Annotated in this window: 22 protein-coding genes and 1 tRNA gene; 19 read left to right on the top strand and 4 right to left on the bottom strand. The window is 62.4% G+C overall.

The genetic code is table 11. The features are described 5' to 3' along the window. The first annotated feature begins 70 nt into the window (after positions 1–70). From K2Y42_RS10505 to K2Y42_RS10495, 3 genes are all read left to right on the top strand, one after another. A complete protein-coding gene (locus tag K2Y42_RS10505) occupies positions 71–418 on the top strand; it encodes a RidA family protein (protein ID WP_291152030.1) in 348 nt (115 codons plus the stop codon). A 188-nt stretch (positions 419–606) separates the two neighbouring features. Further along, a complete protein-coding gene (locus tag K2Y42_RS10500) occupies positions 607–945 on the top strand; it encodes a hypothetical protein (RefSeq protein ID WP_291152028.1) in 339 nt (112 codons plus the stop codon). A gap of 358 nt (positions 946–1,303) precedes the next feature. Continuing rightward, entirely contained in the window at positions 1,304–3,460 is a 2,157-nt protein-coding gene (locus tag K2Y42_RS10495; RefSeq protein ID WP_291152026.1) for a sodium-translocating pyrophosphatase, read from the top strand. Positions 3,461–3,654: 194 nt separating this feature from the next. Here K2Y42_RS10495 and bamE read toward each other — a convergent pair whose 3' ends face one another. Beyond that, positions 3,655–4,224 (bottom strand): outer membrane protein assembly factor BamE, encoded by a 570-nt coding sequence (gene bamE / locus K2Y42_RS10490; protein ID WP_291152023.1) that lies wholly within the window; start codon positions 4,222–4,224, stop codon positions 3,655–3,657. A 193-nt stretch (positions 4,225–4,417) separates the two neighbouring features. Between bamE and K2Y42_RS10485 the strand changes: the two genes are divergently transcribed. The 8 genes from K2Y42_RS10485 to K2Y42_RS10450 all read left to right on the top strand — a co-directional run bounded on the left by K2Y42_RS10485 (position 4,418) and on the right by K2Y42_RS10450 (position 10,495). Beyond that, positions 4,418–4,891: a ubiquinol-cytochrome C chaperone family protein gene (locus tag K2Y42_RS10485; protein ID WP_291152021.1), complete on the top strand. Its 474-nt coding sequence runs from the start codon at positions 4,418–4,420 to the stop codon at positions 4,889–4,891. 15 nt (positions 4,892–4,906) lie between these two features. Continuing rightward, the gene (locus K2Y42_RS10480; protein WP_291152018.1) at positions 4,907–5,440 is read left to right on the top strand and encodes a DUF177 domain-containing protein; all 534 of its coding nucleotides are present in this window, start codon (positions 4,907–4,909) and stop codon (positions 5,438–5,440) included. 296 nt (positions 5,441–5,736) lie between these two features. Continuing rightward, positions 5,737–6,816 carry a phosphate acyltransferase PlsX gene (plsX, locus tag K2Y42_RS10475; RefSeq protein ID WP_291152016.1) on the top strand — a complete coding sequence of 360 codons (1,080 nt, stop codon included), beginning with the start codon at positions 5,737–5,739 and terminating at the stop codon, positions 6,814–6,816. Positions 6,817–6,846: 30 nt separating this feature from the next. Further along, a complete protein-coding gene (locus K2Y42_RS10470; RefSeq protein ID WP_291152013.1) occupies positions 6,847–7,824 on the top strand; it encodes a beta-ketoacyl-ACP synthase III in 978 nt (325 codons plus the stop codon). Between the two features lie 188 nt (positions 7,825–8,012). Then, the gene (locus K2Y42_RS10465; RefSeq protein ID WP_291152012.1) at positions 8,013–8,336 is read left to right on the top strand and encodes an integration host factor subunit alpha; all 324 of its coding nucleotides are present in this window, start codon (positions 8,013–8,015) and stop codon (positions 8,334–8,336) included. A 558-nt stretch (positions 8,337–8,894) separates the two neighbouring features. Then, positions 8,895–9,431, top strand: a complete 537-nt coding sequence (locus K2Y42_RS10460; RefSeq protein WP_291152010.1) for a MerR family transcriptional regulator — start codon at positions 8,895–8,897, stop codon at positions 9,429–9,431. Positions 9,432–9,609: 178 nt separating this feature from the next. Continuing rightward, entirely contained in the window at positions 9,610–10,335 is a 726-nt protein-coding gene (locus tag K2Y42_RS10455; protein ID WP_291152007.1) for a 4'-phosphopantetheinyl transferase superfamily protein, read from the top strand. Between the two features lie 82 nt (positions 10,336–10,417). Continuing rightward, positions 10,418–10,495, top strand: a tRNA-Pro gene (locus K2Y42_RS10450). Between the two features lie 340 nt (positions 10,496–10,835). On the opposite strand, the gene K2Y42_RS10445 is transcribed toward K2Y42_RS10450, so the two are convergent. From K2Y42_RS10445 to K2Y42_RS10435, 3 genes are all read right to left on the bottom strand, one after another. Beyond that, positions 10,836–11,297: a hypothetical protein gene (locus tag K2Y42_RS10445; RefSeq protein ID WP_291152004.1), complete on the bottom strand. Its 462-nt coding sequence runs from the start codon at positions 11,295–11,297 to the stop codon at positions 10,836–10,838. An 89-nt stretch (positions 11,298–11,386) separates the two neighbouring features. Beyond that, positions 11,387–12,352: an ImmA/IrrE family metallo-endopeptidase gene (locus K2Y42_RS10440; protein ID WP_291152001.1), complete on the bottom strand. Its 966-nt coding sequence runs from the start codon at positions 12,350–12,352 to the stop codon at positions 11,387–11,389. Then, positions 12,339–12,731: a helix-turn-helix transcriptional regulator gene (locus K2Y42_RS10435; RefSeq protein WP_291151998.1), complete on the bottom strand. Its 393-nt coding sequence runs from the start codon at positions 12,729–12,731 to the stop codon at positions 12,339–12,341. Before K2Y42_RS10435 ends, K2Y42_RS10440 begins: the two co-directional genes overlap by 14 nt. Before the next feature lie 159 nt (positions 12,732–12,890). Here K2Y42_RS10435 and K2Y42_RS10430 point away from each other — a divergent pair, with 159 nt between their 5' ends. Genes K2Y42_RS10430 through K2Y42_RS10395 form a run of 8 tightly spaced genes read left to right on the top strand, consistent with a single transcriptional unit; the run spans position 12,891 to position 19,944 of the window. Beyond that, positions 12,891–13,583: a multiubiquitin domain-containing protein gene (locus K2Y42_RS10430; protein WP_291151995.1), complete on the top strand. Its 693-nt coding sequence runs from the start codon at positions 12,891–12,893 to the stop codon at positions 13,581–13,583. Further along, the gene (locus K2Y42_RS10425; RefSeq protein ID WP_291151992.1) at positions 13,580–13,912 is read left to right on the top strand and encodes a hypothetical protein; all 333 of its coding nucleotides are present in this window, start codon (positions 13,580–13,582) and stop codon (positions 13,910–13,912) included. Before K2Y42_RS10430 ends, K2Y42_RS10425 begins: the two co-directional genes overlap by 4 nt. Beyond that, a complete protein-coding gene (locus K2Y42_RS10420; RefSeq protein ID WP_291151989.1) occupies positions 13,909–14,412 on the top strand; it encodes a hypothetical protein in 504 nt (167 codons plus the stop codon). The genes K2Y42_RS10425 and K2Y42_RS10420 overlap by 4 nt, the downstream gene beginning before the upstream one ends. Next, on the top strand, positions 14,409–15,293 hold the full coding sequence (locus K2Y42_RS10415) for a ThiF family adenylyltransferase (protein WP_291151986.1): 885 nt from the start codon (positions 14,409–14,411) through the stop codon (positions 15,291–15,293). The genes K2Y42_RS10420 and K2Y42_RS10415 overlap by 4 nt, the downstream gene beginning before the upstream one ends. 3 nt (positions 15,294–15,296) lie before the next feature. Next, positions 15,297–16,622: an AAA family ATPase gene (locus K2Y42_RS10410; protein ID WP_291151983.1), complete on the top strand. Its 1,326-nt coding sequence runs from the start codon at positions 15,297–15,299 to the stop codon at positions 16,620–16,622. Further along, complete coding sequence (locus K2Y42_RS10405) at positions 16,619–18,832, top strand: S8 family peptidase (protein ID WP_291151979.1); 2,214 nt, start codon at positions 16,619–16,621, stop codon at positions 18,830–18,832. Before K2Y42_RS10410 ends, K2Y42_RS10405 begins: the two co-directional genes overlap by 4 nt. A gap of 56 nt (positions 18,833–18,888) precedes the next feature. Beyond that, positions 18,889–19,356, top strand: coding sequence for a hypothetical protein (locus K2Y42_RS10400; protein ID WP_291151977.1), 468 nt, complete (start codon positions 18,889–18,891; stop codon positions 19,354–19,356). A gap of 48 nt (positions 19,357–19,404) precedes the next feature. After that, positions 19,405–19,944 (top strand): GIY-YIG nuclease family protein, encoded by a 540-nt coding sequence (locus K2Y42_RS10395; protein ID WP_291151974.1) that lies wholly within the window; start codon positions 19,405–19,407, stop codon positions 19,942–19,944. Positions 19,945–19,970 lie beyond the last annotated feature (26 nt).

The following is a 19,970-nucleotide window of genomic DNA, read 5'->3' as shown; positions in this document are numbered from 1 at the left end:
GGCTCTGGCGCTGCCCGCCATCCTTTGCTAAGCGGTCGGCCGAAGTCACCCAACCGGAGCACCTCCCGTCATGACCATCACGCGCCACGAGCAGACCGAAATCTATTCCAAGGCCGCCGAGGCGAATGGATTTGTCTTCACGGCGGGCATCGTGCCGGCAGACCTCTCGCGCGACGTGAAGGGCCAGACCGAGGAAGTGCTGCGCGAAATCGACCGGCTGCTGGCGCTCGCCGGCACCTCGAAGTCGAACGTCGTCCAGGCGACGATCTGGCTCAACGACATCCGCCACCGCGAAGCGATGAACGAGGCCTACAAGGCCTGGACCGGCGGCAAGGACACGCCCGTGCGCGCCTGCGTCGAAGCCAAGCTCGTCGATCCGCGCATGCTGGTCGAAATCAGCGTCGTCGCCGCGAAGTAAGCCGACAAGCAACCGGGCCCGGCCCTCCGCCGCTCTTCCCGAACGACAGAACATGTTCCTGTGGCGTCTTTGCCTCGGGCTGAGCCGATTCGCGCGCCCGCAGCGCAAGGTCTATCGAGACGGTTCGGTGAATCATGCAAACTTCGCGCCTCATTAGACAGACGTCAAATAACGGCGAAGAGGCGGAAATGTCGGCACTTCGGAAGACTAAAGCTGTAGCGGCGGCGGGCCTGATGCTGGCGGTCGCCGCGCCTGCGTTCGCGGATGACTCGGGCTTTGCCTACATGCACGATCTGCGCAAGGAAGGCGGGCGCACCTGCTTCACCGACCACTACCACTACGGTAGCGGCAGCGGTGCGAACAAGGCGCTCGCCCAGAAGGCGGCGATCGGGTCGTGGTCGAGCTTCACCGACTTCGAATACGGCAGCGACTGGGCGCGGTTCTCGCGCGCGGCCAGCAAAAGCATGAAGTGCTCGAGCGGCACCAGCAGCGTCGATTGCCAGCTCGAAGCGCGTCCCTGCAAGTAGGCCGAAATTGATTCGGCCGGCCGAATTCAAGGCGCGGCAGCATCACGGCCGCGCGCGATAGCGCATCCTTGGCCTAAAGGATGGAAGAAGCAATGCAAGCGGGTGGCTTACGAGCCGCCCGCTTAGCGTTTTGAAATACAGCAATAAATTGATGTTGCACGATGCGTCGTGTGGGGCACGGCGGGTGGTGCCTAGTTGTTGTGCTTGTATTGCAACGCTCTGGGTCTTTTGGCATGGTCCCGCGCGCGCCCTGCGAATCCGTCCGGGGTGAAGAGATCAGGCGGGTTTCTGTTGTCGCGCACACCGGCCTCGCGCGACGTTGCGGCCCACGAGCTGACCAAACAGGGGAAACACTTCAATGACAGAGATTCTCTGGGGGATCGTCGCGTGCGGCGCACTCTCGATTGTCTACGCGGTCGTGACCATTCAGTCGGTCATGAAATCCGACGCGGGCAACGCAAAGATGCAGGAAATCGCAGGCGCCATCCGTGAAGGCGCGAGCGCGTACCTCAACCGCCAGTATCAGACCATCGCTGTCGTGGGCGCAGCCATCTTCATCCTCGCCTGGGTTCTGCTCGGCGCGCTTGTTGCCGTCGGCTTCCTGATCGGCGCCGTGCTGTCTGGTCTTGCCGGCTACATCGGCATGAACGTCTCGGTGCGCGCCAACGTCCGCACCGCGCAGGCCGCCACCGTCTCTCTCGGCAAGGGCCTGGATATCGCATTCAAGGCCGGCGCCGTGACCGGCATGCTGGTCGCCGGTCTCGCGCTGCTCGGCGTCGCCATCTACTACTACGTGCTGACCGAAATGCTGGGCTACGCCCCGGCTGACCGCGTCGTCATCGACGCTCTCGTCGCTCTCGGCTTCGGCGCATCGCTGATCTCGATCTTCGCCCGTCTCGGCGGCGGCATCTTCACCAAGGGTGCGGACGTCGGCGGCGATCTCGTCGGCAAGGTCGAAGCCGGCATCCCGGAAGACGATCCCCGCAATCCGGCGACCATCGCCGACAACGTGGGCGACAACGTCGGCGATTGCGCCGGCATGGCCGCCGACCTGTTCGAAACCTACGCCGTGACCGTGGTCGCGACGATGGTGCTCGCCGCCATCTTCTTCGCCGGGCAGCCAAACCTCGCCGCCCTCATGGTTTATCCGCTCGCCATCTGCGCGGCGTGCATCGTGACGTCGATCGTCGGCACCTACTTCGTCAAGCTCGGCGCCAACAACTCGATCATGGGCGCGCTCTACAAGGGCGTGATCGCCTCGGGCGTGCTCTCCATCGCGGGCCTCTACGGCGCCACCGAGTACGTGCTCGGCGGCTTCGGAGACGTGGGCACCGCGAACGGCGTCGTCATCACCGGCCAGTCGCTGTTCCTCTGCGGCCTCATCGGTCTTGCGCTCACCGGCCTGATCGTCTGGATCACCGAGTACTACACCGGCATCGGCTACCGCCCGGTTCGCTCGATCAGCCAGGCGTCCGTCACCGGCCACGGCACGAACGTCATCCAGGGTCTCGCCGTCTCGCTTGAAGCAACGGCGCTCCCGACCATCGCCATCGTCGCCGCCATTCTGGCGACCTACAACATTGCGGGTCTGTTCGGCACCGCGATCGCAACGACCACCATGCTCGGCCTGGCCGGCATGATCGTCGCGCTCGACGCCTTCGGCCCCGTCACCGACAACGCCGGCGGCATCGCCGAAATGGCGGGCATGCCGAAGGACGTTCGTCGCTCGACGGACGCGCTCGACGCAGTCGGCAACACCACCAAGGCCGTCACCAAGGGCTACGCCATCGGCTCGGCCGGCCTCGGCGCGCTCGTGCTGTTCGCCGCCTACAACTACGATCTGCAGTACTTCATCGCCAAGGCCAACGAAGCCGGTTCCACGTCCTTCCAGTACTTCAAGGGCGTCGAAATCGACTTTGGCCTCGACAACCCCTACGTCGTCGTGGGCCTGCTGCTTGGCGGCCTGATCCCGTACCTGTTCGGCGGCATCGCCATGACGGCCGTCGGCCGCTGCGCGGGCTCGATCGTCGAAGAGGTGCGTCGTCAGTTCAAGGCCAAGCCCGGCATCATGAAGGGCACCGAGCGCCCCGACTACGCGCGCGCGGTCGACATCCTCACCAAGTCCGCGATCAAGGAAATGGTGATCCCCTCGCTGCTGCCCGTGCTCTCGCCCATCGTGCTGTTCTTCGCCATCGAGGCGATCGGCGGCCGCGGCGCGGCGTTCTCGGCGGTCGGCGCGATGCTGCTCGGCGTGATCGTCACCGGTCTCTTCGTCGCCATCTCGATGACCTCGGGCGGCGGCGCCTGGGACAACGCGAAGAAGGCGTTCGAAGACGGCTTCGTCGACAAGGATGGCGTCAAGCATCAGAAGGGCTCTGAGGCGCACAAGGCCTCGGTGACCGGCGACACCGTCGGCGACCCCTACAAGGACACGGCCGGCCCCGCCGTGAACCCGGCCATCAAGATCACCAACATCGTGGCGCTGCTGCTGCTGGCCGTTCTGTCCCACAGCTAAGCCGCCAACGACGCACAAGACGAAGAAGCCCCGGAGCCTGCGCTCCGGGGCTTTTTCTTATGCACCAGTTGTTTGCCGGTCGCGTTTTGCGGTCTACGTCGGATCGCGTGCCTGCAGGCATGCCCGCGAGCCGCAGCGAAAGGCCGCGCGGATCGTGCATGCAGGTCTCTCTCAGGCTTGTGTGCCGACGTCTCCTATTCGCCGAAGATCTGCTTGGCGCCGAGGTTGCGGAAGAGCTGCTTGATGATGCCGTCTTCCTTGCCGCCAGGAGCCGGCGTCGTGCGCGACACGAAGTCGAACACCTTGCCGTCCTTGAGACCGTAGTTCGCGATCCTGTCGACGGTCTGCGTCGGCGTGAAGTAGACCGCGAGCACCTGCCGGTCCACCTCGTCGCTCTTGAAGAACGCCGTCTTCTTCTCGGTGCTGGAGATGTAGTAGTAGACGGAACCCGAACCGGTCGTGGTGGTCGTCGTCGGCGTGCCGAGAACCAGGCGCACCTGCTCCTGCCCCATGCCGGGCTGGACCTGGGCAATATCCGTCTCGCGGAACAGGTGCCCGTGCTTGGTGATTTGCTCGCTGCAGGCGGAGACCGTGATGGTCATCGCGATCAAAACGGGGATGAGCGTGCGGCGCGCAAGATCGGCGCCACGGTTGCTCTCCGCACGCCGCTGCGAGGTGTCAGACGCGCCCTTGCGCCCATTGCCTAACGCGCCCTGGCGCATTTGACCTGACGCGCCCTGGCGCGATGCGTCCGAACGGCGCATGCTGCAACGACCCCCTTGGAGACTCATGATTTCCCTGCGCTCATATCCCGCCCTTAGCTTAAAAGGCGGGCAGTAGGCAACTGCACGGCCACCGCCATCCCCTGACATACGAGACGGAAAAACCTGCGTGTTCACCTGGTTGAAAAGCCGAGCCCAAGACCGACGCACAGCAATCGACCTTTATGGCGCGGTCGTGACCCAGGCCAGGCAGCCGGCGTTTTTTGGCAGCCAGGGTGTCTCGGATACGCCAGAAGGCCGCACCGCGATGATCATCGCCGTGATATTTCCGGTGCTTGAGCGTCTGGGGACCGAGGGGCGGCAAACCGCCCGCCTCGCGAGGTACTTGAGCGAAACGTTCGTCACCGATGTCGACGACACGCTGCGCGAGATGGGCGTCGGCGACATGTCCGTGCCGAAAAAGGTCAAGCGCGCGGCCCAGGCGCTGGGGGAGCGCTGCTTGGCCTATCGCCGCGCCGTGCAGGCCGCCGATCCGGTCGCCGCGCTCAGCGCCGAGCTTGCCACCTCCGTTCCAGGCCTGGACGCGAGTTCTGAGGGCGCCGACGCCATGGCGCGCCGGATTTTGAAGTTCAAGGATCACCTTGGTACCGTGCCGCTCGATCGGCTCGCAGCCGCCGTCGCGGATTTCGCGTCGCCTCGCGCCGAATAATTCCGGGAGACCCGCATGACCGCCCTGCGCGACTGGACCCACGAGATCACGGAAATCGGCGATCACCGCACGCTGAGCCGCACCCGCCAGGCCACCGAAGAGGAGCGCATCGAGCTGGCGCGCGAGCTCGACATCCTGGCCTGCGACAGCGTCAGCGTGGACTACGCGATCAAGTCGTTGGGCAAGGACCGCTATCGCTTTACGGGATCCCTCGAAGCGACCGTGTCGCAGGCCTGCGTCGTGACGCTCGAGCCCGTTCCGGCACGCATTTCAGAGACGTTTTCCATCGACTTGGGCCCGCCCGAGGCACTTGAAGACGAGCCCGCGCCCGCCGGCGACCGCGAGATCCTGAGCATGCCTGACGTCGAGCCGATCGAAGACGGCCGGATCGATGTCGGAACGATGGTTTTCGGCATGATTTCAGCGGCTCTCGATCCCTATCCGCGCAGCGCCAATGCCGAGTTCGACTGGGTCGATCCCAAGATCAAGGCGGATCCCGAAGCCGCCAACCCCTTCGCGGCGCTGGCCAAGCTCAAGCCCAAGCCGTAGCGCGGGAAAATGCGCAATCGCAGCCCGCAGCCCCACGCCGCGGGCTCTCCGAGGCATATTTGTCGCCCTGTTCGCAACTGCGGAAAGTGGTTGTCTCGGGGAAGCAAACTTGTATTTTCCCGCAGGCTTTACCTCGGGGGATGGCTTCGGCGCGGGGAACGCGAGCCGCCGGCCTCAGAGCCGTGCCGGGCACGAGCCGTCGCTTCGTTGCAGAAGTCTCGATGCGGAAGACCGTTGCAGAAGACCTTACACTCGGAAGTCCGGGCCCAGTTCGTTGACAGGTTGAAGATCGCCACATGGCTTTGCCGCGAACACTAGCGCTCGACGCCATGGGGGGAGACCACGGCCCCGAAGTTGTCGTTCCGGGCGCGGCGCTGTCGCTTGAGCGACACCCTGCGTTGAGTTTCATCTTCTTCGGCGACGAAGCACGCATCGCCCCGCTGCTGGCCGAACGCCCGGCGCTCGCGGCCAAGTCGCGCGTCGTGCACACGTCCCAGGTCGTCTCGATGCACGAGAAGCCCAGCCAGGCGCTGCGCCGTGGCAAGGGCTCCAGCATGTGGCTGACCCTCGAGGCGGTCAAAAAAGGCGAAGCGCACGCTGCGGTCTCCGCCGGAAACACCGGCGCGCTGATGGCCATGGCCAAATTGATCCTGCGCCCCATGGCCGGCATCGAGCGGCCCGCGATTGCCGCGCTCTGGCCCACGATCACCGCCGAATGCATCGTTCTCGATGTCGGCGCCAACATCGGCGCCACGGCACGCCAGCTTTGTGAATTCACGCTCATGGGTGCCGCCATGGCGCGCGCGCTCTTTCACATCGAGCGCCCGACAGCCGGCCTCCTCAACGTCGGCGTCGAGGAGATCAAGGGCGCCGAAGAGGTCAAGGAAGCCAACGTCCTTCTCAAGGCCGTGGAGCTGCCCCTCGATTATCACGGCTTTATCGAAGGCAACGAAATCGGCCAGGGCCGGGTCGATGTCGTCGTGGTGGAAGGCTTCGCCGGCAACATCGCCCTCAAGACGGCCGAAGGCACCGCGCGCCAGATCGGCCAGTACCTCAAAGACGCGATGATGCGCACGACGCTGTCCAAAATCGGCGCGTTTCTGGCCCGCGGCGGCTTCCGCGTGCTGAAGGACAAAATGGACCCGCGCCGCGTAAACGGCGGGACTTTCCTGGGGTTGAACGGTATTGCCGTAAAGAGCCACGGCGGCACGGACGCGCTGGGCTTTGCGAGCGCCGTCGATCTCGGTTACGAGATGTCGGAGAGCGGGCTGCTCGAGCGCCTGGCCGCCGACCTTGAGGCGTTCCACCACCGCCTTGACAGCGCGGTGGCGTCCGAGGCGCAAGCCGCTCCGGTAGGCTCTCACGAGGAAAAATAGCCCGAAGCGGCTGGAGAGGACGAGGACACCTTGGCAGTCATTCGATCGGTCATCCGCGGCGTGGGTGCGCATCTCCCGAGGCGCATCATGACCAATGCCGATCTGGCGAAGATCGTCGATACGACGGACGAGTGGATCGTCGAGAGAAGCGGCATCCGCGCTCGCCACATTGCCGACGAAGACGAGCTGACCTCGACGCTGGGCATCGGGGCAGGGCGGCAAGCGCTGGTGCGCGCCGGCATCGATCCCGTCGACATCGATCTCGTCATCTGCGCGACCGCCACGCCGGACCGCACGTTCCCATCGACGGCCGTGCGCATTCAGGCCGGTCTCGGCATCACCAAGGGCGCCGCATTCGACGTGCAGGCCGTCTGCTCCGGCTTCGTCTACGCCATGACGATCGCCGACAACTTCATCAAGACGGGCCAGTCGCTTCGCGCGCTCGTCATCGGCGCCGAAACCTTCTCGCGCATCCTCGATTGGAACGATCGATCGACGTGCGTGCTGTTCGGTGACGGCGCGGGCGCTGTCGTGCTCGAGGCCCAGCCCCAGCACAACGGGCGCGACGATCGCGGCATCCTGTCGACGCTGCTCCGCTCGGACGGCCGCTTCGAGGATCTTCTCTACGTCGACGGCGGCGCCGGCTCCACCAAGACGGTCGGCCACCTGCGCATGAACGGCCGCGAGGTGTTCCGCCACGCGGTTCAGAAGATCTCGGGCGTGATCGAGGAAACGCTGGTGGCGACAGGCTATGCCGCCGACGAGATCGACCTGTTCATCCCCCACCAGGCGAACGTCCGCATCCTCGACGGGATCGCAAAAAAGCTCGGCGTCGCACCGGAAAAGATCGTTAAGACGCTCGAAAGGCACGGCAACACGTCGGCCGCGTCCATCCCGCTTGCGCTCAATCACGCCTTCGAGGAGCACCTCGTCAAGGAGGGCAGCCTGGTGCTCATGGAGGCCATGGGAGGCGGATTTACTTGGGGCGCAGTGCTTGCACGCTGGTGATTTTGCAATAGCGAAGTCGCGACTTCGCAGCGCACAAATCAGACGGCTGACAGCAGAAAATTGCACCGTATAAGGGATGTCTAAATCCCCCTGCGATATCAGTTGCTTGTTTGCGATCTGTTATTGACCGCTCGTCTTACTGCCGGTAGCATAAGGAAAAATACCTAGCTACGGGGAGGCCTGAAAGTATGAGCGGCGGCAAGACATTGACACGTGCCGATCTCGCAGAGGCAGTAGTCCGCAAGGTCGGCCTTCCGAGAAACGAATCTCAAGAGCTCGTGGAGCTCGTTCTCAATGAGATTTCGGACAGCTTGGCTCGCGGCGAACAGGTGAAGCTGTCGTCGTTCGGCTCGTTCGGCATTCGCAAGAAGGGCGAACGCATCGGACGCAATCCGAAGACCGGCAAGGAAGTGCCGATCACGCCGCGTCGCGTGCTCGTGTTCCGGCCCAGCAACATCATGAAAGACCGGATCAACGCCGGACGCTCGCGTCGCCCCAAGGCAGCCGAGTGATCCTGACAAGTGATCCTCGGTTACACCCCGGCGACACGTGCCCTCATCTTCCGCCGGGCTCAGCCGCTCTGGCTGCTTGCGGTCTCTCCGCTTGTGAAGTCACACGTCCCCTCGTGAGCGGACGCATCGCTGCAATCTCCCGCAGCATCCGCGCCTTGCAGGCTTCAGCCCGCTCGTCTCCCACGACCGCCGCATAACCGCTTCGCGCCGCCGTGCAAATGTGTCGGCGTGCAAATGCGTCACAGGCAAGCCCATCGTTGGCCCCCTCTCATTCGTTTTGATTGGCTTTCAGTTGCGCATCGACAATGCGAACGCGCATCGGTGCGTCAGGAAAAAAGCTGTGGCCACAGTTACGAATTGATCGAGACGGCGCGAAACGTTGCAGGTATCATTACCAACACAAGGCTGTAGCGTTGGCGTTTGTGCATCTGAGGGCGAAGTGCCGGATGTATCAGGGGGCCAGGCCGCTGGGTTGATGTGAGGCGGCGCGTCAGCGGAGCGGGAGCAACGTGGGGCGCGGCCGTTCACAAAACTGAGCCAAGGCATCGAGGGGTAACGATGAGCAAGGCAGCAGAAGCATTTCGCACGATCAGCGAGGTCGCTGACGAGCTGGACGTGCAGAAGCATGTGCTGAGGTTTTGGGAAGCACGCTTTCCGCAGGTTCGTCCGATGAAGCGCGGCGGTGGCCGCCGCTACTATCGCCCGGAAGACATGGAGCTGCTGCGCGGCATCCGCCATTTGCTGCACGCTGAGGGTTACACCATCAAGGGCGTGCAGAAGATCCTGCGCGAGCAGGGCATCGATCACGTGAAGCAGCACGGCCGCGAGCCGGGCGATACCGAAACGCGCGCCGTACTGCGGGCAGCCGCTCCCGATGCGCGCGCTCTGCCGGCCAACGTCGCCGTCGCCTCCGCGGCCCGCAATCCCGTTCCCGCACGTCGCGCGGCTCGTGGGCGTGCTGGCGCGGTCAGCCACCTTGCGGCCATCGAAGCGGCCATCAAGGAGCTTGAGGAGTGCCGCTCGCTTCTGCTCGAAACCATGGGCAAATCCGAGCAGGCGCGTCCCACCCGGCGCGCACGCGCCGTTGGCGCATAACGCGGCGCACGCGCTGTCGGAGCCAGATCGTGAGGTGCGAGCGTCCAGCTCGCACCGAAGGCGCGATGAGCCGACGAGCCGCAGACGGCGCTCCCGCTAAGCGTTTTGCCAGCCGGGCAGATAGAGCTATCTTCCACGCGCGGCGAAGGAAGAAGCCCTCGCGGCGCGAGGGCTGGCAATGTCTGACATGGAGCTTTGGCTCGTCGATCTGGTTTCGTGCGCCGCCGGCCTGGAGCAGGTCGAGGCCGCGACCCCGCGCCTGAGCGAAGCCTGCCGATGCCAGCTCGACGCCATGGCGGTGGCGGACGCGCGCCGGGACCGGCGGCTCACGCATATCGCGCTTCGTGTCGCCCTTGAACGCACGCTCGGCGCTCGCGTGCGCGGCGTCGCCTTTGAGCGCAGCGCGAGCGGCGAGCCGAGCCTCCCCGATCGCGCCACCAACTTCAGCATTGCACACACGCATGGGCTCGCGCTCATCGCGATCTCCGGCGCAGGTCCCATCGGCATCGATGTCGAGAAGGTGCGAACCGTCCGCATGCCCGCCCTACGCCGCGCTCCAATCGAGGTCGAGGCGATCCGCCTCGCGGACGGAGCCGCGCTTGGAGGGCACGACGCCGACACGCGCTTCCTGCGCGCCTGGGTGCGCATCGAGGCGGTGGCCAAGGCGCGCGGCACGGGTGTGGGCCCGCTGCTCGAAACCGTGCGCCCGCGCAGCGCCGCGAGCGGGGCATCCGCTCCCGATGCAGTCGCTCCCGAGAGCGGCGCCGCCATCATGGCCCACGACCTCGCGACGGCGCCCGGAACGTTCGCCGCGGTCGCCTTTGCGGGCGCCCGCCCACCGCCGCCCCTGGTCGTCTTTCCGGCCGGCGCGGAGGCGATCGAGGCCCTGGCCGGGCCGAAATAGATTGTCATAGGAGATTCAATCGCCGCCCCCGGAACGAGGCGTTGACCGCGGCCTCATTGCCGGACATAAGGGGGGCCGAAGTCGGAGCGTAGCGCAGCCTGGTTAGCGCACCAGTCTGGGGGACTGGGGGTCGGAGGTTCAAATCCTCTCGCTCCGACCAATTATTTCAATCACATACAGAAATTGCCCGGTCCCTGACCTGCGGTCATTATACCGCGGATATACCAAGGACGGGCGTATCCGCGGGTAATCCGCGCCTACAAGGCCGGCAGCCTTGACATCCCGTATATCAACGCCCATCTTGCTTGATATACTTAGCAGGCGCGTTGTTATTGCTTGAAATATCGAGCGCGCTCGCTATATAATGAAGTGTGATCGAGAGCGAGTGAAACACGGTCACCCTGCCGGGTAAAACCGGTCCCTGCGGCGCGCAGGCGATTAAGAGGGTCTCGCGGGGAGCGAAAGCTCCAAGGATAGGCCCTGCGGGGCCTATTTTCTTTTCAGCGAATGCCACCTGGTTTTGAGATCGTCGGTTTCTCGCCGCGCGCTGTTTTGGCGATGAGCATAGGGAAGCGGATAGGAGACGCCTGCTTTGCCATGCCCGGCTTTGCGTAGGCGCTGACGATGGTCATGACGACATCGGCGACGCCCTTGTTGCCGCGCTTCACGTCGAAGAAAATCGTATACGGCACGACCTCTCCCTGGTCGTCGACCTGCTCGATGTAGACGTAGTTGCGCTCCCAGGTGAAATAGACGCGCTTGTTGCCGATCTCTCGGATGATGTCGGGCAGGCCCCTTGAGAGTTCGTAACGAACCGGGCAGAACGCGCGGCGTTCGTTCTCATGGACGTAATGGTAGTCCGGCGTGTGAATCTGATCGTCGAGTTCTTCCGTGAAGCAGTGGCAGCTGAAATTCACCAGCACCTTGTAGGTGCGCGCCTGTGTGTCCTTGCCTGCGGTCACTTCAATAGTGATCGGAACCAGATGTTCGAAATTATATTCCGCACCCTGAATTGTTATGGATTTAAAAACTCTCAAGAGACCCGCTCGTCTTAAAAGTTGCCCGCCTGCTTGAAGCCGGCAGGCAGGATGACGGTGGTCGTTGTCAGCGCCTTTTGGGGATAGAGCAGGATGATAATATTGTGCGTGGTATCGAAGGATTCCGCAATACACTCTTGGCGCTGACCATTTAGGTCTCGCATGGCAAGAGAGGTAGGTTTGACCATGCGCTGTCCGTGCCGGGGAAGCAGCCTACCGAGCGGGTGATCTAGGGTAATCCACTCGTCCGTCGGTATCGGAAACTTGGCCCTAAAGGACGGCGACGGCTCGATCCGCCTGACGGATGCTCGCATCCCGGCGCCATTGATGTATTCGGCGCGGTTGAGCACGACCACCAGACAGTCGCGATGATTGGTTCTAGCGAACTCGCGCGCCGAGGCGTAGATCGACGCCCCGAACTTTGTAGCCAGCTTCATCGGTGTCTTGATCAAGAGCGGGCAATCGGCGGCCATGGCCGAGAAGGCGCCTCCTTGAAACAGAGCGAAGCGGGCAAAGTTGTTGGCTTCTCTTTCGAACAGGTCCGCGACTTCCGGCGCGAGCGTCTGTTCGCAATCCTGAAAGAACCGAAACATCTTCCGGTGAGCCGGAAGCTCGTGATGACCGGTCTCGTGGAGTTTGAGGAAGTTCTGTTTCGAACCGGAGACGGTGTCGTCGATGTGGATGATGGAATCGCCGGGATCGTAGATGCCGAAAACCTTGGTGAGTGCCGATTTGACGGCGCTCAGTGTCTCGGCGGCTTTAGTGGCGATGTGCGCGGCCTTGCCGGCGAGATACGCCATGAACCCGTCGGCGTCCTGAAGGCATTTTTTTTCGACCCGCAGGTTCGCCGCGGCAAGAATGTCTTCGATGGGCGTCGGAAACCTGTCCCAGACTTCTGCTCGGTTGAGGAGGGCGCGTGCACGCTCTTCAACCGAGCGCAACGCGCTCGGATCGAGGCTGCAATCATCAGCTTTGATCACCTGGCTTTTTCCTTCCCCGAATGAACTGAAGGTATTCGACCAGCGCGGATTCCTCCGCGCCGGTGAGGTTGTATTCGGCAAACGTTCCGACTCGGCCGTGTCGAGCGTCGCCCGTGGAGTTGGCTGAAGATCTGACGTATCCCGCCATTCGCATCAATTCCTGAAAGTCTATCGCGTACAATTCAGCCAGAGCGTTGAGTATGTTGGGCGACGGCTGTTTGATCTTGTCGTTCTCTATTTGCGATAGGTAAGCATTCGATACCTCCTTGTTCGTCGCCTCCTCAACTTGCCGGAGGCTGAGCTTCTTACCAGCACGAACCTGGGCAAGATGCTGCCCCAAAGTAACCCCGGTTTCTTCGTTTTGCTTCTCGTTCGACATCCGCGCACTCCTCCGAACGTTTTGATTATTCAGGCTATTTTGCACCGCGCCGCTTGCTAAGTCAAGCGCGCAAAGTAAACGCTTGATATATCAAGCACGCTCTGTTATCTATGCAGATAAGGCCCCATGAGGGGCAGGAAACGAACAGAGGAGTGCATCATGAGTCACGGAGTGAGCGGCGTTGCCGCGGATATTGCCGAGGCCGCCCATCCTGGCGGTGCCAAGGCCGAGTTGTTCATCAACGGGGACCGCGTCCATCTGACTGACGCCGTTCCGACAGCCCGCCAGCTGCTGTCGGCGGGTGGGTTTGATCCTGCTTCGGACCACGTGCTGATCCGGGCTCTGGACCGGGCATCCGTCTCCATCGGTCTCGATGAGACCGTGGATATGCGCCGCGGCGGCGTGTTCACCTTTTTCGCCTTTGCCAGCGACCGCGTGTTCAGCTTCACGGTTGACGAGCGCGGGTACGAATGGGGAGCGGACGAAATCGCGGAGGAGCGGCTGCGTGAACTCGCCAGTGTCCCGGACACCAAGGTGATCCTTCTGGAGCGCGAGGACGCACCCGACCGCGAACTCGAGCCCGGCGACACGGTCCGGCTCGGCAAGAAGGGGACGGAGCACCTCAAGACCCGCAAAGGGACGGTGACGGTCTCATACAACGGGGATGATCGCGAGATTCCCCGCGGCGTCTACACGACCGAAGAACTGATGGTGCTCTTCGGCGTCGAGAACGGCTACGTGCTCGACGTCATGAGGGACGGCCAGCTGGTGTCGTTGAAGCCTGGCGATAAGGTCCGCGTCAAGCAGGGCATGAAATTCATCAGCCAGGCGCCGTGCGGAGGCTCGTCATGAGTCCGGAAGCGGTAGGGTTCGATGCGCTTCGCAAGCTGCATGCGGACTGCGCACTGATGAAGGAGGGCGGCGTTCCTGTCGTCCTTCTTCGGGACTTCGCGTTTCGCGCCGGAGATGCGGATCAGCGAATGGATCTGTTGCTCTTTCCGGCGCTGCACAGTGGGTACATGACGCGCCTGTTTTTCGAGCGGCAGGTTCCGGGAAAAGGTGCGAACTGGAATCGTTTCCGTGTCGCTGAGCGCGAGTGGTTGGCTCCGTCGTGGCAGAACGTGCCTGAAACGATGGCGTGGCCTTCGATGCTGTGCGCTCATTTGAGGGCGGTGGCATGAGGGTTCGGTTCAAGATCACGCAGGCGCTGCTCGCCGAGATCCGCAGTGACCTGCAAAGGCCGCACGCGTTTGCGCATGAACGCGTGGGTTTTGTCTCGGCGGGACTCTCCACGATGGGGCGGGACCTCCTCGTTTTGGCGCGAAGCTACCGCGGGGTGCGGGATGAAGACTATCTCGACGATCGCTCGGTCGGCGCGATGATGGGGCGCGAGGCCATTCGGCGGGCGCTCGAATGGTCGATGCAGAACGGGCACGCGATCTTCCACGTTCACACGCATGGCGGCCGGGGTATCCCGGGCTTCAGCAGCGTTGATATCCGCGAGAACAAGAAATTCGTGCCCGACTTCTTCAAGGTCGCGCCGCAATGCGCGCATGGGGCGCTTGTCCTGAGCGATCAGGCGGCGCGCGGTCAGATCTGGCTCAATCGCGCTTCAGCATCGGTGGAAATCAACGATTTCGTCGCGGTGGGCGCGGCCATGATGAAATGGAGTCCGGCATGAGCAGGTTGGTTAGGCAGGAATTTCTGGGCGCGAAGAGCGAGAGCGTTCTGGCCTCGACGAAGATCGGGATCGTTGGTCTCGGTGGCGGCGGGTCGCACGTCGCTCAGCAGGCCGGACACATTGGCATTGGCCGGTATGTGCTGGTTGACCCCGACCAGATTGACCTCAGCAACACGAACCGCCTGGTGGGCGGAACGCTGTTGGATGTACTCCGACGGGCTTTCAAGACGGCGATAGCGGCGCGGACGATCCGAGGCGTCCATCCCGGGGCGCACATCCTGGAAGTGAAGAAGTCGTGGCACGACGCGACGGAAGAGTTGAAAAGTTGTGATCTCATCATCGGCGCCGTCGACACGTTCAGCGAGCGAGAACAGTTGGAGCGCTTCGCCCGGCGCAATCTCATCCCGTACATCGATGTGGGCATGGATGTACACGACATCCAGCCCCACGGTTTCCTGGTGGCCGGTCAGGTCGTGCTCTCGACGCCGGGCTATCCTTGCCTGCGGTGCTGCGGCGTGATCACGGACGAGCGTGTGGGCTTTGAGGCGGGGAAGTATGGTGCTGTCGGTGGACGGCCGCAGGTCGTCTGGCCTAACGCTGTGCTTGCCTCGACCGCCGTCGGGCTGATGATGCAAGTGTTGACCCCCTGGCACCGCAAGCCGCTTGCATTCGCCTATCTGATCTATGACGGGAACAAGGGGACGATGGTGCCGAGCCCACGGGCAGACGTCCTGCAGGGTTCGGTATGTCCTCACCACCCGGCGGATGAAGCGGGTGATCCGTTATTCGACATTCGGGCCCATCTGCGCCGCCCGCCCCAGGTCGCAGCGCGTGCGTGGCCGCGCTGGGTGAACTGGCTGCTCTCGCTGGCCGGGAGGTAGTCCATGGTCTTTCCTCTTGTTGCCGTGGTCGGGGCCGATGATGTATCGGCGAAAATGCCTTCATATTCGTCCACGCGAGTTGTCCGCAAAATCAGCTCTGGTGAACCCTGTGGACGAATTTTCCATCGTGGCTTTGAGGAGTCGTCCATCGGCATGTATGCTGGTGGGGACATGACCGATAAAAAACCCGATGTTGAAGCCGACTTCATCCACCTTGCGAAAGTCGCCCTTTCGGGGCGTGGGCAGGACGTGCAATTGGCGGTGCACCGCGCCGCCAAGCGCCATCGCGATTCCTCGCCGCGACTGGCGGCTGAGTTGACCCAGCTTCTGCGGGAGATTCCCTCCAAGTGTTCGCCCCTGCGGCGACACGCGGACGTTCCGCTCCCTGTCGATATCGATTCCCGCCTTCAATTGATGCGGGTTGAGGAACACCCGGAACTTGACCATGAACCCGTTCTTCATGCTGCCATCGAAGAGCAGCTGGTGCGCCTTATCCGGGAACGCCGCAAACCGGAAGCGCTGCTGAAGGTAAACCTGTTGCCGACCCGAAGCGCCATTTTTACTGGGCCTCCGGGTGTCGGTAAGACGATGGTCGCTCGGTGGATTGCGAGAGAGCTGAACAAGCCGCTCCTCATACTGGATCTCGCGGCCGTCATGAGCAGCTTTCTGGGGCGTACCGGAACCAACCTTCGGTTCGTGCTCGATTACGCCAAATCGCTTGATTGCGTACTGCTTCTGGACGAGCTCGACGCCATCGCGAAGCGCCGCGATGACAAGGGTGAGATCGGCGAGCTGAAGCGGCTTGTCACAGTTTTGCTGCAGCAGATCGACGACTGGCCTTCCACCGGGCTTCTGCTGGCGGCGACCAACCACGATGATCTGCTCGACCCTGCCGTGTGGCGCCGCTTTGAAGCGGTCGTCAAATTTCCGCTGCCCGATCAGGCTTCGATCACAAACATGGTTGGACAGCTGTTAGAGCCACATACGAATAAGGCGTCAAGCTGGGCGAAGGTGCTGGGAATTGCCCTGGCGGGTCACTCATTCAGTGACATCGAACGGGACATCCTCACGGCCCGGCGGATCTCGGCGGTGATGGAAACGCCGCTCGATGACAAGCTCGAAGCCCTCGTGCAGATGGACAAGCGCTCCAAGGCGGATCGCATTGCCATGGCGACAGCGCTGGTGCACCAAGGGCTTGTTTCGCAACGGCGCGCACACGAGCTAACCGGCGTGTCACGCGACACGATCCGCAGCCGCGCGACGAAGGGGGACGATCCGAAGTCACGGGGAAGGCGGGCGTCGAAAGCTAATCTCAGGCTCGTGCGATGACCAATTATCTTCTCGGCAAGGGCGAGCGTCTGGTTCAGGAAACCATTGGCGTCAGGGGTGGCGGTGAGAAACATCACGTCTACACCTTCGCCGAAGCCCGGAGTCGGCTGCGTCCGATGATCGGGAAGGTCGCCAGGAGCATTGATGAGCTTCCTGCCGAAGCATGTCCTGACGACCAGGCGGTCGCGGCCCTGACGATCAATCCAGAGTACATCGCGAAGTCATATTACCCTTCCGATCTGATCAGAGCCGTCGGCCTCACCACGGTCGGTAGCCGCCCCCGAAAGATCCTGCCGGCCAAACGCTCAAAGAACCGCGAGCCTGAGGAAGCGCTGACGACCCAGCTTTTTGTCATGGGCCGCCGAAGCGCGTTTCGGGAATGGGACGCCGGCCTTCTGAACTGGGGCAGTGAAGGGGCCGTCGCGAAAGGGTTCACTACGATCGAGGAGATCCATGCGCCGACGGTCGAAGAGAAAATAAAAGGCCAGCTGCCGGAATCGGGTGAGATCGTATTTGAAATCGTGCTGCACGCCGGCGAGACAACGGGTGCCCGGCGGATCGTTCCGATGTTCCAGAAATACCTGGGACGACTGGGCCTCAAACCGCGGTTTGAGCGTCAGTTTTACGCCGGCGGTCTTTGCTTCGTCGATCTCGATGCCCCAGTTGACCTCGCAGATGAGATCGCGCTGTTCACGCCGGTGCGCGCTGTGAGGCAGATGCCGAAGATTCGGCTGCTTCGCCCCTCATTTCGAACGACCGGTTACTCCTCGAAGGCAGTCGCCATGCCGGCGGTAGGGCCTGTCGATCCGAACCTGCGCGTAGCGATTTTCGATGGCGGGCTCCCGGATCAACATCCTCTTTCGACCTGGGCTACGCCAATTGACGCCACCGGCGGCGGCGGGACAATTCCGGAATTTAGCGAGCATGGCACGGCCGTGACGTCGGCATTCCTGTTCGGTCACATCGAGCCGGGAAAGCCGCTTCCGCAGCCCTATACGGCGGTGGATCATTATCGCGTGTTCGACACGACACCGGGCCAGGACCCTCACGAACTAGCGGTCGTTCTCGCGCGCATCGACAAGGTGCTCAATAGCCAGCATTACGACTTCGTGAATTTGAGCATCGGTCCCAAAGTGCCGATCGAAGACGACGACGTCCATCCCTGGACAGCCGTGATCGACGACCGGTTGGCGCGGGGAAAGACGCTGGCGACGATTGCCGTGGGCAATGGTGGCGCTGAAGGTGCCGGACGCGACCGTGTCCAGGTTCCTTCGGATTGCGTGAACGCGATGGCGGTGGGAGCGTGCGACAGCCCGGACAAGCCGTGGGCCCGTGCGGCCTACAGCTCTGTAGGACCCGGCAGAAGTCCGGGCATTGTAAAGCCGGACTTGGTCGAGTTTGGCGGCGATATCCTGCAACGGCCGTTCGTGGTGCTTTCGGCCTCGACGACGCCCGCACTGGAAGGCACCGAAGGCACATCGTTTGCGGCGCCAAGCACGTTGCGGCTCGCGACCGGAATTCGCGCTCACTTCGGGCCAACGCTTAGCACGCTCGCAGTTCACGCTCTCGTCGTTCATTCACTTGAGCCCTGCACCCATCATTGCTCCGAAGTCGGGCGGGGAAGGGTGGCGAGATCTCTCCACGATGTGGTGGAGTGCCCGGATGACACGGTGCGGGTCGTCTATCAGGGCGAGATATCAGCGCGACAGTACATTCGCGCTCCAGTGCCGGTTCCACTCGGCGCGCTGAAGGGGATGGTCACGATCAAAGCGACTTTGTGCTTTTCCACGGACGTAGACTCCCACCATCCGGGAAACTACACGCGCGCAGGTTTGGAGCCGGTGTTCCGCCCGCATGATGGCAGGCGAAAGAAGCCTGAACAGGTCCACGCCGATTCAAAGAGCTTCTTTGGAAAGACCCAGAAGGGGATGACTGAGGACGAGCTGCGGCGCGATGCCTGGAAGTGGGAGAACTGCCTACATGCGTCGAACCGGTTTCAAGGCAAGAGCCTTAGCAACCCGGTTTTCGACATTCATTACGTGGCACGCCTCGAGGGCCGGGATTTTGAACCGGAGCTGCCATTGACCTATGCGATGGTCATCACGGTGCAGTCGAAGGCGATTCCCGATCTGTACAATCAGGTGGTCAGAAAATACGCAACCCAGCTAGAGCCACTGCGTCCCGTCATCGAGATCCCGGTGAGGACCTGAGCAAGAAGCAGGAATATCCTGTTGGCACAAGGCAACGCGATCCCGAAGGAACGACGATGCGCGAGTTGATCGAGGACGAGCTTCGATTTTCGGCATCGATCATCCTGGGCGGCGAGGAGATCGTGCCTCGGTTCCGTGTCCAGATGCCGGACGGTTCTGCACTCTTGGTGTTTGTTCCGCTTCCTGAAGATGCCGGGGAGCGACGCTGGCGTCTTGGCATGGTCAGTGCCTTTTTGGCTTGGAAAGGTGCCGCTGGCTTCGTCATGTCGACGGAACTTAAAGAACCGGATGGTGTTGTTGCCGTCGGCGTTACGCGAGAGATCGTCGTTGGTGGATTGCGTTTGATTTTGCGCAAGCCGTTGATGCTGGGGCCGGTGCAATGGCTCGAGCGGGCTGCAATTGGAGACGACATTCCGAGCCTTTTGCCGCCGCGCGAGGCATTGCTGTCGGATGATATGATGCGGGACCTGGTTCGGGTATTTGGCCCTCAGGGCGAATTCCGGGTCGAGAAAGCGGTGCAGTAGTAGGCAATCCCTTTTGCCTTTTCAGATGCAATCCGTACGCTGTATTATATGCGCGTGAGATATTGCATTTACGCCATCATCGATCCTCGCGATGACGGGATCTTTTACATAGGGCAGACCTCGAGTTTTGCGGCCCGAAAGGCGCAGCATGTGGAAGGTACGGATCAGCTATCGGGCTACGTCGTAAAGCAGATGAAGCTCAACGGATACGTGCCGTTGTTCACCGTTCTCGAACGTACCAAGACCAAGGCAGCGGCACTCGCCGGAGAGATTTTCTGGATCGAGATGTTTCGTACGCGCGGTGCTCGGCTTCTAAATTCTCAAGCGGTGGGGGGCTTCGTCGGACGCGGAAAAAAGCGGGAAGAGCTGTCGTCGGGCCTCGACAAAATGGCGAGTTCGCGAATGTCCTCGCTGGAGGACATTGCCAATGGCAGGTCTGCGCGTGAGCGCGATGCGTGGACGCCGCGGGAAATCCGTCGTCTCATTGGCATGAAGAATAGCAAGATGTCGGTCGAAGCTATGGCGGATGCACTCGAGCGCACGCCTCAGAGCATCAAGAGCAAGCTGAAGTATCTGAGGTTGACGTAAGAAAAACCCCGCGAAAGCGGGGTGCC

This window comes from Hyphomicrobium sp., assembly GCF_019744875.1.
In the GTDB taxonomy this organism is placed as follows: Bacteria; Pseudomonadota; Alphaproteobacteria; order Rhizobiales; family Hyphomicrobiaceae; genus Hyphomicrobium_C.
This window is presented reverse-complemented; position numbering and strand designations above follow the sequence as displayed.

Excerpts from the sequence above, each read along its gene's own strand:
- K2Y42_RS10505 (WP_291152030.1), top strand. The coding sequence starts at position 71 with ATGACCATCACGCGCCACGAGCAGACCGAAATCTATTCCAAGGCCGCC.
- K2Y42_RS10500 (WP_291152028.1), top strand. The coding sequence starts at position 607 with ATGTCGGCACTTCGGAAGACTAAAGCTGTAGCGGCGGCGGGCCTGATG.
- K2Y42_RS10495 (WP_291152026.1), top strand. The coding sequence starts at position 1,304 with ATGACAGAGATTCTCTGGGGGATCGTCGCGTGCGGCGCACTCTCGATT.
- bamE (WP_291152023.1), bottom strand. The coding sequence starts at position 4,224 with ATGCGCCGTTCGGACGCATCGCGCCAGGGCGCGTCAGGTCAAATGCGC.
- K2Y42_RS10480 (WP_291152018.1), top strand. The coding sequence starts at position 4,907 with ATGACCGCCCTGCGCGACTGGACCCACGAGATCACGGAAATCGGCGAT.
- plsX (WP_291152016.1), top strand. The coding sequence starts at position 5,737 with ATGGCTTTGCCGCGAACACTAGCGCTCGACGCCATGGGGGGAGACCAC.
- K2Y42_RS10465 (WP_291152012.1), top strand. The coding sequence starts at position 8,013 with ATGAGCGGCGGCAAGACATTGACACGTGCCGATCTCGCAGAGGCAGTA.
- K2Y42_RS10460 (WP_291152010.1), top strand. The coding sequence starts at position 8,895 with ATGAGCAAGGCAGCAGAAGCATTTCGCACGATCAGCGAGGTCGCTGAC.
- K2Y42_RS10455 (WP_291152007.1), top strand. The coding sequence starts at position 9,610 with ATGTCTGACATGGAGCTTTGGCTCGTCGATCTGGTTTCGTGCGCCGCC.
- K2Y42_RS10435 (WP_291151998.1), bottom strand. The coding sequence starts at position 12,731 with ATGTCGAACGAGAAGCAAAACGAAGAAACCGGGGTTACTTTGGGGCAG.
- K2Y42_RS10430 (WP_291151995.1), top strand. The coding sequence starts at position 12,891 with ATGAGTCACGGAGTGAGCGGCGTTGCCGCGGATATTGCCGAGGCCGCC.
- K2Y42_RS10425 (WP_291151992.1), top strand. The coding sequence starts at position 13,580 with ATGAGTCCGGAAGCGGTAGGGTTCGATGCGCTTCGCAAGCTGCATGCG.
- K2Y42_RS10420 (WP_291151989.1), top strand. The coding sequence starts at position 13,909 with ATGAGGGTTCGGTTCAAGATCACGCAGGCGCTGCTCGCCGAGATCCGC.
- K2Y42_RS10415 (WP_291151986.1), top strand. The coding sequence starts at position 14,409 with ATGAGCAGGTTGGTTAGGCAGGAATTTCTGGGCGCGAAGAGCGAGAGC.
- K2Y42_RS10410 (WP_291151983.1), top strand. The coding sequence starts at position 15,297 with ATGGTCTTTCCTCTTGTTGCCGTGGTCGGGGCCGATGATGTATCGGCG.
- K2Y42_RS10405 (WP_291151979.1), top strand. The coding sequence starts at position 16,619 with ATGACCAATTATCTTCTCGGCAAGGGCGAGCGTCTGGTTCAGGAAACC.
- K2Y42_RS10400 (WP_291151977.1), top strand. The coding sequence starts at position 18,889 with ATGCGCGAGTTGATCGAGGACGAGCTTCGATTTTCGGCATCGATCATC.
- K2Y42_RS10395 (WP_291151974.1), top strand. The coding sequence starts at position 19,405 with ATGCGCGTGAGATATTGCATTTACGCCATCATCGATCCTCGCGATGAC.